Source organism: Ignavibacteria bacterium (genome assembly GCA_025612375.1).
In the GTDB taxonomy this organism is placed as follows: Bacteria; Bacteroidota; Ignavibacteria; order Ignavibacteriales; family SURF-24; genus JAAXKN01.
Genome location: JAAXKN010000069.1, coordinates 1 through 10637, shown reverse-complemented (window position 1 = coordinate 10637; position 10637 = coordinate 1). Strand labels below are relative to the sequence as shown.

The window sequence follows — 10637 nt, the reverse complement described above, 5'->3', positions numbered from 1 at the left end:
AACTTAGGCAAAAATAATATTTGTATTTATTTTCATAAAGAAAAAATTTACAATAAATTTGTAATTGCCGGTTCTAAGGAATTCTTTTTTCAACTTTTAATTTAATTATACATCATGCCAAACTGGATGCGAAATTCTATTGCAATTGTTGTCTCTTTGCTGGTTGTTGCAGCTGTGGGGGCGGTACTTTTTTACAGGCTTCTTAATAAATCGCTGCCTGAATATGAGGGGGATAAACAGCTTGGGGGGCTTTCACACAGCGTTGAAATTTACACCGATCAGTATGCAATTCCCCATATTTATGCTGAGGAAGATGAAGATGCAGCCTATGCGCTTGGTTATCTGCATGCAAGCGAAAGACTTTTTCAGATGGATGTTGAAAGAAGAGCAGGCGAAGGAAGACTTAGCGAGGTCTTCGGCTCAAAGACCCTTCCTTATGACAGGATGTTTAAGACTATAGGCATCGACAGAACAGTAAAAAGGGATATGGGAAGATTAAACCCCCAGTACCTTTCACTTCTTAATGCGTATTCGAACGGGGTTAACGCCTATATTCGGGACGCAAAAGGCAGGTACCCGGTTGAATTTGATGCCCTGGGCTACGATCCATACCCATGGAAGCCGGAGCACAGCCTTATAATAGGCAAACTGATGGCATGGGAACTTAACATAAGCTGGTGGACAGATATTGCCTTCAGTAATCTTGTGCAGAAGCTGGGAGAAGAAAAAGTAAAAGAGATTCTGCCTGACTATCCTGAAAATGCCCCTACTATAATTCCCTCAGGACTTAAAACAGCTCCCGAAGTCACAACTGCTTTTATAGAAACAGACCGCTCCTTCAGAAACTTTGCCGGATTCGGGGGAACACACATAGGATCCAATAACTGGGTCGTCAACAGCCTTAAATCAGCAAGCGGAAAACCGATTATTGCCAATGATCCCCACCTGGCTCTGCAGGCCCCCGGCAAATGGTATGCTGCTGTTATCAGGGGACGGAACTGGAAAGCCGAAGGCGTTACACTGCCCGGTGTGCCGGGAGTTGTAATAGGTAAAAATGAAAACATCTCATGGGTGATGACAAACGTTATGGCCGATGATGCCGATTTCTACATGGAAAAAATCGATTCGACGGGTAAAAAGTATTTCTTTAACAATGCATGGCAGGATCTTAAAAGCTACAGGTATACTATTCATGTCAAGGATTCGGATGATGTTCAGCTTACGGTAAAGGAAACCCACAGGGGCCCGGTTGTTTCGGAAATTCACCCGTATAATACAATGTTCCCTGACCGCAATAGGAAAAAAGCCGTCCTTAGCATGCGCTGGACCGGCAGCGAGTTCTCGGATGAGCTTTATGCCATTATGGCCATAAACATGTCCAAAAACTGGGGGGATTTCCGTCAGGCAGTAAGCCATTACTACGTGCCGGGGCAAAATTTTGTCTATGCAGACAAGACCGGAAATATAGGCTACATATGCGGGGCCAGGCTTCCTATACGCTCATCTGTAAGCCCGACCTTTGTTTGTGATGGCACAACCGATGCTTATGACTGGAAAGGCTATGTGCCGTTTGAACAGATGCCGTCGCTTTTTAACCCTTCTGAAAATTATATCGCCTCGGCAAATAATAAGACGGTAAATAATTTCGGCTATCATATTTCAAACCTGTGGGAGCCGCCTTCAAGAATTGAAAGGATCAATGAGCTTCTGACCGCAAAGCAGAAGCATTCCGTGCAGGACTTTATGCAGTACCAGGCAGATTTTGTCTCTCCATATGCTAGGGAGATGACGCCGTACATAATTTCCGCCTTTAATGAAGTTAAGGTAAAAGACAGGGTGCTCTCAGGAATCCTGAACCTGTTTAAGACCTGGAACTATAGCCTGGAGGAGGGAAGCCAGCTTCCGGCAGTCTTTGAGGTATTCTTCCAGTTCCTCCTCAGGAATACCTTTGAAGACGAGATGGGAAAAAGCCTTTATGACGAATATGTATTTACGGCAAACGTGCCATACCGCAGCATAATGAAAATGCTGAAGGAAAATAAGTCCACATGGTTCGATAATGTAAACACGAAGAACGTTGAATCGCGTGATGACATTATCAGAAGAAGCTTCATCGATGCAATGAGGTACCTCGAAAGCCACTTCAGCTCCTCGGTGCAGGACTGGCAGTGGGGAAGGCTGCATACAGTGACCTTTAAGCACCTTTTCCATGGAAGGTTAGGCGCGCTCGACAGGTTTATTGATATCGGCCCATATGAAGTTGGCGGAAGCGGGACTAGCCTGTTTAATACGGAATACTCCTTCAATGATCCCTATGAAACAATCCTGGGGCCTTCGATGCGTTATATTTTTGACTTCTCAAAGCCGGATGAGTTTTACCTCATTCTTACGACCGGGCAGTCAGGAAATGTACTAAGCAGGCACTACAAGGATATGACGGAAATGTGGCTTAAAGGCAGGTATGTCCGCGTTGCAACAGGCGACAGGGAAGTGCGCACATCAGGCTACAAACTAATGACATTAAGATAAACAGTAGGACTGAAATCCAGCGCTTTCCTCAGGGGAAAAGTGCATAAAAATAAGCAGGAACTTTAAAAAAGAAATGATTAAATTACGCGCGTCAAAAACAGGAAATATATGAAAGTTATTGAGCATCTTGCTATTAGAAAAGGTCCTATAATCAGTTTTGAAATAATACCTCCACAAAGAGGCGGGGATATAAAAGCCCTTCTTTCTGTCATAGACAGTATCGCAAAGTACCACCCGCCCTTTATAGATATAACCAGCCATGCTGCTGAAGTAATTTATGAGGAAACTCCAAACGGTATACAGAGACGGGTAAAAAGAAAAAGGCCCGGTACGCTCGGCATCTGCGCCCTTATTCAGAATAAGTACAACATTGATGCTGTGCCGCACATTATCTGCCAGGGTTTTACACGCGAGGAAACCGAAGACTTTCTAATAGAACTCCATTATCTGGGTATTGACAACGTTCTTGCCATCAGAGGTGATGAGAATACCTTTAAGAAGCCATTGAATTATGGGCGCAGCGCTAATACTTATGCTTATGAACTGGTAAGCCAGATTGTCGGGATGAATCACGGAAGATATCTGGAGGAGGGACTGCTTGATGCTAAGCCGACCAATTTTTGCGTCGGTGTAGGCGGATACCCTGAGAAGCACTTTGAAGCCCCGAATATGAAAATTGACATAAAGCATACAAAGCAGAAGGTTGACGCCGGCGCAGAATACATCGTTTCACAAATGTTTTTTGACAACCAGAAGTACTTTGATTATGTTGATCTTTGCAGGCAGGAGGGAATTGAGGTGCCGATTATTCCCGGCCTGAAGATAATTACTTCCAAGACGCAGCTTACAAATATTCCGCGGAATTTTTATATCGATATTCCGGATGAGCTCTCAGAAGAGATTTTAAGCGCAAAACCTGAACACGTAATGGAAATAGGGGTAAACTGGGCATGCAGGCAGGTCTCAGAACTGTTAAACAGGAATGTGCCGGCTGTGCATTTTTACATAATGCAGAATTCCAAGCCGATACTGTTGCTTTTGGAAAAGTTAAAAATCTGATTTCAAAAGAACCGGCTTATAAGGCATTTAATGAGGGGATAAGGTATGTTAAAAATTGGCGGGAAAATCATAAGGCGTCTTAAATGGGGAGTTGCCGGATGCGGCGATTTTGCGGAAAGAGCATTTATCCCTACTCTTCAGCTTCTGCCAAAGAGCAGGCTGAATTCTCTTTACAGCGGCGATATTAATCGTGCCAGGTTCCTGGCCGAAAAGTTCGGCGTTCAGAACTTTTATAATAATTTCGACGAGTTCTTAAAAAGCGACATAGAGTGTGTGTATATTTCAAGCGCAAACCTCCATCATTACGAGCAGGTAATTAAGGCCGCAAGGGCAGGCAAACACATCCTTTGCGAGAAGCCTCTGGCAGTAAATTCCTTGCAGGCAGAAGAGATGGTGAGGGTATGCGAAGAGATGAACGTGAAGTTCGGTGTCAACTACGTCTACAGGTTTCATCCGCTGGTAATTAAGGCCAGGGAGATAATCGAAAAGGGAATGCTGGGAAAGATCGTATCTGTTTCGGCAAGCTTTAACACCGATTACGCACCGAATGAGAATTTCCGCTTCAATAAGGCTTTAAGCGGCGGAGGGGCCTTGAGGGATATCGGTACCCATATGCTCGATCTTCTTATCTACTTCGGGGGTGAAGTTACCTCCATTAGCGGGGTCACAGATAATATTATTTATAAAAGTGAAGTGGATGATTTTGCCGCTGCAACAGTAAAGTATCAGAAAAGCGGCTACGGCTTTTTTAATGTATCTTTTAATACAAAAAAGGCCTTTAACAGAGTTGAAATTTTGGGTTACAACGGAGCTATAAGCATTGAGCACCTGATCGGCCGCTCCAGCCATCCGTGCAAGCTTACAATTGACCTCAGCGGGGAGGCCAGGAAGGCGTTCAGGAAAAGAGGAAGTAAACTGCTTTTTGCCTTACGCGCGTTCCAAAAGTCGTTTTTAACCGGTAAACCTCTTCTTGTAAGCGGAAGGGATGGGCTGAATAATTTAAGATTGATGGAAGAGCTGGAAGGCAAAAATGACAATACGACAGGAATTGATTGAAGCCTGCCACAAGGTTTATGAAAAAGGTTTTGTTGCCGCCTACGACGGCAACCTTTCGGCCAGGCTCTCAGAAGAAAGGATACTTATTACTCCTTCGGCAAAATGTAAAGGAGAAGTAGAAGAACACGACCTTCTGGAAATTGACCTCGATGGACACCTTCTGGAAGGACATGGAAAGGTATCAACGGAGGTTAAAATCCATCTTTTGGCTTACCGGGAAAGACCTGACGTCAATTCTGTCATACACTGCCATCCGGTCTACTCCACTGCTTTTGCCTCTAGCAGGGGCGAGGGTTTTGGAAAACCGGTTTTTCCAGAAGTCATTCTTTCACTTGGAAAGGTTCCGCTCTGCAAATACGGCACCCCGTCAACTGATGAGCTCCCGGATTCGATCAGGCCGCATATACATTCTTCCTGGGCATTTTTGCTGGAAAACCACGGCGCCGTTACAATCGGCAGAAGCGTTAAAGAAGCATACTTCAAAATGGAGAAGCTGGAGCACGCGGCACAGACATTATATATTGCCAGGACGCTGGGAGGAGAGAAGCCTTTATCGGGCGAAAGCCTTAAAAAGCTTTATGATATTGCCGAAAGAGTCTATGGACTGAAGTTAAATAAATAATTTTTACAAATAAAAGAAACGATTACTATATGAGCGAGAATAAAAACGTTAAGATTGCACTGTTATTAGGCGGAACATCACCCGAAAGAGAGGTTTCAAAACGTTCCGGGAAATCAATTTATAAGGCACTTAAAGATTCAGGTTATAATGTGAAGGCCATTGACCCGGCATACGGCCTTAATCAGCCGGAAGATCCTGAACTGCTTTTTGAAGAAAAAGACTTTGCCGAAATCAGCAACAGGAACTGCATAACAGCCATTAATTCACCACTCTTAGACGGCGTGGACCTGGTTTTTCTTGCCTTGCATGGCAGGTGGGGAGAAGACGGGACAATACAGTCGCTGCTAGAATTAAGAGGGGTAAAATATACAGGCTCCGGAGTACTTGCAAGTTCACTTGCTATGGATAAGAGCATGACGAAAATCATGTTCCAGCACTATGGGGTAATGACACCCAAATGGTTTGTAGTAACCCCTGGCGATTACGACGAGGCGGTTGCAAAGGATAAAGTGAATAAGGTGCTCGGATACCCGTGCGTCTTAAAGCCTAATGAAGGAGGCTCAACCATTGGACTTACAATCTGCAATAACGAAAACGAAATTGATGCTGCCGTAAAGCTGGCACTGAAGTATTCGGAATCGGCTGTTGTGGAAGAATTTATTCCGGGCCGCGAGGTTACTGTTACAGTGCTCGAAAAAATGGCGCTCCCTGTTCTTGAGATTAAGCCGAAGCACGACCTTTATGATTATGAATGCAAGTATACACACGGAATGACTGAGTACATTGTGCCCGCCCAGCTCCCGGAAGAGGTTGCCGGCAGCCTGCAGGAGCAGGCAATTATGGCCTTTAAGGCCGTTGGATGCAAGTCTTACAGCAGGTTCGACTTCAGGCTGACAGAAGATAACAGGATGTACTGCCTTGAAGTAAACACATTGCCCGGAATGACCGATACAAGCCTTGTCCCGAAAATGGCCAAAGCAATGGGCATGAGCTTTAATGAACTCCTTGAAAGAATAATTAGGCTGTCACTATAAATGACGATTTCCAAGATCATAAAGAATAAAAAAATAGTCATTGCAGCTTCAGCTGTTCTGATCCTGACGTTTGCATTTTTCTTCTTTTACAAATTCGGAATCCTGCAGTACTACAGGCTGTTCAGCCAGAAAAAAGAGCTTGTAGGGAAAATTGCAGAGGTGGAAGAAAAAAATAAGCTGTTAAGATCGGAGATTGACTCTCTTAAGACTAGGGATTCAAAGATTGAAAAAGTTGCAAGGGAAAAGTACCACATGGTGCGCAAGGGTGAAAAAGTATACAGGATCGAAGAAAAGTAGATGAAAAAAGAGATTCCTCATATCCCCCTGGCTGAAAGGGTGCGCCCGGAAGACCTGAAGGACTTTCGCGGCCAGGAGGCCCTTTTAGGCAAAGGCAAACCGATCCGCCTCATGATTGAAAATGACACGCTGAGTTCATTTATTCTCTGGGGCCCTCCTGGAACGGGCAAGACTACAATTGCAAAAATTATTGCCGGGCAGACCAAGTCGGAGTTTCACCAGATAAATGCGGTCTCCTCCGGCGTAAAGGATATCAGGGAGATAATATCTCTTTCGGAGCAGAACAAGCTCTTCCATAAAAGAACCATCCTTTTTATCGATGAAATTCACCGCTTCAATAAGTCGCAGCAGGATGCACTTCTGTCGGCTGTGGAATCGGGACTTTTGGTCCTCATCGGGGCTACGACTGAAAACCCGTCATTTGAAGTAATTCCGGCTCTTAGATCACGGGTCAGGATATTTGTTCTGAATGAGCTCTCGAAAGACGACCTCGTGAATATACTCAACTTTGCTATGGAGAAAGATGAATTTCTTTCGGGACTTAATATAGCGGAAGTTGATTCGGATTTTCTGATCTACGTTTCGGGCGGCGACGCCCGGACGATGCTGAATATTTTTGAGGCTGCCCTTATGCAGCAGATAAACCAGGAAACAATCAGAATAACGAAAGAAGTTATTGAAAACGTAGTCCAGAAGAAAAGTGTCCTTTACGACAAGGCCGGCGAGGAGCATTTTAATATCATCTCAGCCTTCATTAAAAGCCTCAGGGGAAGCGATCCCGACGCGGCCCTATACTGGATGGCAAGAATGCTTGAAGGGGGCGAGGATCCGCTCTTTATAGCCCGGAGGATGATCATATTTGCTTCTGAAGATATCGGCAACGCTTCCCCGAACGCGCTCCTTCTGGCTGAGACTGTCTTCAGTGCGGTCTCAAAGATAGGCATGCCTGAATCAAGAATTATTCTTGCGCAGGGGGTTACATATCTTGCCTCTTCCCCGAAGAGCAACGCCTCTTATATGGGAATTGAACAGGCAATTTCAGATGTCAGAACGAAGCCCATGTATCCCGTGCCTCTGCACCTTAGGAATGCACCTACAAAGCTGATGAAGGAACTGGGATACGGCAAAGAATATCAGTATCCGCACAACTTTGAAAATCATTTCGTGGAAAAAGATTATCTGCCCGATGAATTAAAGGGGAAGCAGTACTATTTCCCGACTGAAAACGGCCAGGAAAAGACTCTTAAGGAAAGGCTGAAGGCACTCTGGAAAAGCAGGAAGAAGTATTAGCGCCCTTCCTGTTTCTACAGCCCAAAAAAACTCCGATGTACTTAAACTGCTGCAAACATTTTGCCCGGATACTGCTTTACAAGTCCCTTAAACTCGAGGGACAGGAGATTTACAAGGCAGTCGGAGGTTGAAAGACTGGTCATCGCGGAGATGACGTCAATCTGCTTAGGTTCTTTGTCCAGGCACGCCATAAGCTTTTCTTCAAACATGTTAAGCTCCTCTTCAGTCGCCCTGGGTATGTTTTTCCCGATTACCGGTTTAAGCTTTATTTCAAGCTCCTGAATTACATCATCAATCCTGCATACAAGCTTGGCTCCGCTTCTTTGAATAAGCGCATTTGTGCCCTCGCTTTGCACTTCTCCCAGGTTTCCCGGAACGGCAAAGACCTCTCTGTTCTGCTCCAGTGCAAAAGCCGCCGTCTGCATTGCGCCGCCTGTAATACCCGACTCAATTATTATGGTTCCAAGTGAAAGCCCTGAGATAATTCTGTTACGCCTGGGGAAGTTCTGTGCGTCGGGTTTGGTCCCTGGTTCAAATTCAGTTAAAACTGCTCCGCTGCGGGCAATGTCATGGAAAAGCTGCATGTTCTCGGGGGGATAGATGACATCCAGGCCCGAACCGATAACAGCTATTGTACGTCCGCCTTCCTTTAGGGCAGTGCGGTGGGCAATGGAGTCTATGCCGCGCGCCATACCGCTTACGACTGTTACCCCCTGCGTGCTCAGGTCAGAAGAAAATCTTTCAGTCTGCAGCTTCCCGTAGTTAGAAGGCTTGCGTGTGCCAACTATGGCAACCGCGTAGTTATCGCTTTCAGCAATAGATCCCATGGCATATAAAATAAGAGGCGGGTCGTAGATTTTCTTTAATAGCGCCGGGTAGCTTTTATCCCATATGGTAATAATGCAGGCACCCATATTATTGAGCCTGTCGGTTTGGTTCTTGATTTTCTTCCTGAATTCCTCGCGTATAGAGGTAGCTTTTCTTATTCTCTGAGCCAGTAGCTGGCTTATTTGGTCTGTCTTTATGAGTTCATTATGGCTGGCCGAAAGGATGCTATCCAGGGATTTGAATTGGGCAAGAAGGTTTCTGATCTTGCCCGGTCCTATACCCTCAACGCTGAGGAGAAGTCTGAGTGAGACAAATTGCTCAAAATTAAGCTTTGTCACGGTTTAAGACCGGTTTAATTATAATTATTTTGCTACGTCAACGTCATCAACAATTGCAATAATGATCGTATTAACCGGAGCCTTTTGATGTCCTAAGATCTGCTGGACCGCGTCTCCCTCCTGTGCTACCAGAACGGTGTCACCGATGCCGGAATCTATAAGGTCAAGGGCAATAACGTCTTTACTGCCGATGAAATTTCCATCCAGATCTACTTTTTGAACCAGAAGAAGCTTATGTCCTGAGAGATACTTGTTCTTCTGTGTTGAGATTACGTTTCCCTTAACTTTGCCCAGGAACATTGTCTGCCTTTTTACTTGTCTGTTTTTTCCTGAAAAAAATTGCAGCAGGCAGTACAACCAGATATCCAATTACAAGAAGAATGGGTGAAACTACGAGTGAAACCGGGTTATCCCATTTGCCCAGGGACATTACGAAAAAGCCCGCAATAAGAATCACCGCGCCCAGTATGAGCAGATAATAATTTTCTTTTACCCAGTAGGTGCTAAAAGGGGATGAATAAGTTTTTTTTACGGGTCTTGTAGTTTTCTTAACAGTTGTTTTAGACATATAAATGTGTTCCAAAAAAAGATTAAAAAAAGCCCAGTGTTGGGGGGACACTGGGCCGACTCGTTATTTCAAAGTTCTGGGGAGAGAACTTTGATGAGTCATGAATTCAAAAACTTTATTTATGAATCTGATAAACAATCTTTCTGATTGTATCAAATTGCAAATATGGATATTCCTCTCTGAGAGCATCAATAGCATCGCTGGCGCTGAGTTTAGTGGCCCTTAATTCCTTAAACTTATTACGTATCTGGTAATCTCTGACAGATTTTTCGTCAATCAAACCTTTCGAATTCAGAAGCTCGTAAATCTCATCGCTGATCAAGTCGGATAATGGATTATCAATTTTAGATTTAATTGTTTTCATCATACCCATCCTTTTCTAGTTATTAAAATAAAATCTTATCTTACTTCACCGTAACAAACCTATGCTATAAATCCTCCCGACATTACAAAAACAAAAAAATCTTAGAAAGGATTCAATTCCAGAGCAAAATATCTTTAAATCTTAATAATAAAATACAATAAAAAACGATTTATTGTCAATAGTCACAAGGCCGATTGTAAAATAACAAAAAATAAACTTAAAAGCAGAATTAATAAGCCGTCAAGGATGGGACAAATTTTTCCCTAGCAAAATAAAAGTTTTAGCTCCATATTAAACGAAGCACAGAGACGAAAAGTCTCCAAAGCCAATAAAGCCTGGAAAATAATCCTGCAGTTAAACAATGCAGTTTAAGTTAAGTTCCCGGCTTTTTCGTTCTGGTGAAAATAGAGATTCGCTCAATGTTTACGGGTATTTCCCTGGAATTAAGCAGGATATAAGTCAGGGGCGGATCTTAAAGGGAATTATATTCTTTTGGAATTAAATAATAAAAATCTGAAGAAAGTTCTTGACAAACGGCAATTAGTTTGTTAGATTTGAAACCTCTTTTCGAAAGCAATTGCTAAAGCAAAAGACTTGAGAAAAGGCAGTTCTAAAGATAATGAAGAAGAGAGAACCAAAAGAGTTCATCTTG

General features: G+C 43.8%; 11 protein-coding genes. 7 read left to right on the top strand and 4 right to left on the bottom strand.

What is annotated here, in order from left to right:
* Positions 1-114 precede the first annotated feature (114 nt).
* The 7 genes from HF312_20675 to HF312_20645 all read left to right on the top strand — a co-directional run bounded on the left by HF312_20675 (position 115) and on the right by HF312_20645 (position 7887).
* Positions 115-2529 (top strand): penicillin acylase family protein, encoded by a 2415-nt coding sequence (locus tag HF312_20675; protein ID MCU7522641.1) that lies wholly within the window; start codon positions 115-117, stop codon positions 2527-2529.
* Positions 2530-2637: 108 nt separating this feature from the next.
* Positions 2638-3588, top strand: coding sequence for a methylenetetrahydrofolate reductase [NAD(P)H] (locus HF312_20670; protein MCU7522640.1), 951 nt, complete (start codon positions 2638-2640; stop codon positions 3586-3588).
* A gap of 54 nt (positions 3589-3642) precedes the next feature.
* Entirely contained in the window at positions 3643-4644 is a 1002-nt protein-coding gene (locus HF312_20665; protein MCU7522639.1) for a Gfo/Idh/MocA family oxidoreductase, read from the top strand.
* A complete protein-coding gene (locus tag HF312_20660; protein MCU7522638.1) occupies positions 4619-5266 on the top strand; it encodes a class II aldolase/adducin family protein in 648 nt (215 codons plus the stop codon). Before HF312_20665 ends, HF312_20660 begins: the two co-directional genes overlap by 26 nt.
* A 29-nt stretch (positions 5267-5295) precedes the next feature.
* Positions 5296-6300 (top strand): D-alanine--D-alanine ligase, encoded by a 1005-nt coding sequence (locus tag HF312_20655; protein MCU7522637.1) that lies wholly within the window; start codon positions 5296-5298, stop codon positions 6298-6300.
* Entirely contained in the window at positions 6301-6597 is a 297-nt protein-coding gene (locus HF312_20650) for a septum formation initiator family protein (GenBank protein MCU7522636.1), read from the top strand. It abuts the gene before it with no gap.
* Positions 6598-7887 carry a replication-associated recombination protein A gene (locus HF312_20645; protein ID MCU7522635.1) on the top strand — a complete coding sequence of 430 codons (1290 nt, stop codon included), beginning with the start codon at positions 6598-6600 and terminating at the stop codon, positions 7885-7887. It begins immediately after the preceding gene.
* A gap of 41 nt (positions 7888-7928) precedes the next feature.
* Here the strand turns inward: HF312_20645 and dprA are convergent, their stop codons facing one another.
* From dprA to HF312_20625, 4 genes are all read right to left on the bottom strand, one after another.
* The gene (dprA, locus tag HF312_20640) at positions 7929-9053 is read right to left on the bottom strand and encodes a DNA-protecting protein DprA (GenBank protein ID MCU7522634.1); all 1125 of its coding nucleotides are present in this window, start codon (positions 9051-9053) and stop codon (positions 7929-7931) included.
* Positions 9054-9077: 24 nt separating this feature from the next.
* Positions 9078-9353, bottom strand: coding sequence for a EutN/CcmL family microcompartment protein (locus tag HF312_20635; GenBank protein MCU7522633.1), 276 nt, complete (start codon positions 9351-9353; stop codon positions 9078-9080).
* Complete coding sequence (locus tag HF312_20630) at positions 9334-9621, bottom strand: DUF3098 domain-containing protein (GenBank protein MCU7522632.1); 288 nt, start codon at positions 9619-9621, stop codon at positions 9334-9336. The genes HF312_20635 and HF312_20630 overlap by 20 nt, the downstream gene beginning before the upstream one ends.
* A 115-nt stretch (positions 9622-9736) precedes the next feature.
* On the bottom strand, positions 9737-9988 hold the full coding sequence (locus tag HF312_20625; protein ID MCU7522631.1) for a hypothetical protein: 252 nt from the start codon (positions 9986-9988) through the stop codon (positions 9737-9739).
* Between the last annotated feature and the right edge of the window lie 649 nt (positions 9989-10637).

Coding starts and splice junctions, on each gene's coding strand:
- HF312_20635 (MCU7522633.1), bottom strand. CDS start 9,353: ATGTTCCTGGGCAAAGTTAAGGGAAACGTAATCTCAACACAGAAGAAC.
- HF312_20660 (MCU7522638.1), top strand. CDS start 4,619: ATGACAATACGACAGGAATTGATTGAAGCCTGCCACAAGGTTTATGAA.
- HF312_20670 (MCU7522640.1), top strand. CDS start 2,638: ATGAAAGTTATTGAGCATCTTGCTATTAGAAAAGGTCCTATAATCAGT.
- HF312_20655 (MCU7522637.1), top strand. CDS start 5,296: ATGAGCGAGAATAAAAACGTTAAGATTGCACTGTTATTAGGCGGAACA.
- HF312_20675 (MCU7522641.1), top strand. CDS start 115: ATGCCAAACTGGATGCGAAATTCTATTGCAATTGTTGTCTCTTTGCTG.
- HF312_20645 (MCU7522635.1), top strand. CDS start 6,598: ATGAAAAAAGAGATTCCTCATATCCCCCTGGCTGAAAGGGTGCGCCCG.
- HF312_20650 (MCU7522636.1), top strand. CDS start 6,301: ATGACGATTTCCAAGATCATAAAGAATAAAAAAATAGTCATTGCAGCT.
- HF312_20625 (MCU7522631.1), bottom strand. CDS start 9,988: ATGATGAAAACAATTAAATCTAAAATTGATAATCCATTATCCGACTTG.
- HF312_20630 (MCU7522632.1), bottom strand. CDS start 9,621: ATGTCTAAAACAACTGTTAAGAAAACTACAAGACCCGTAAAAAAAACT.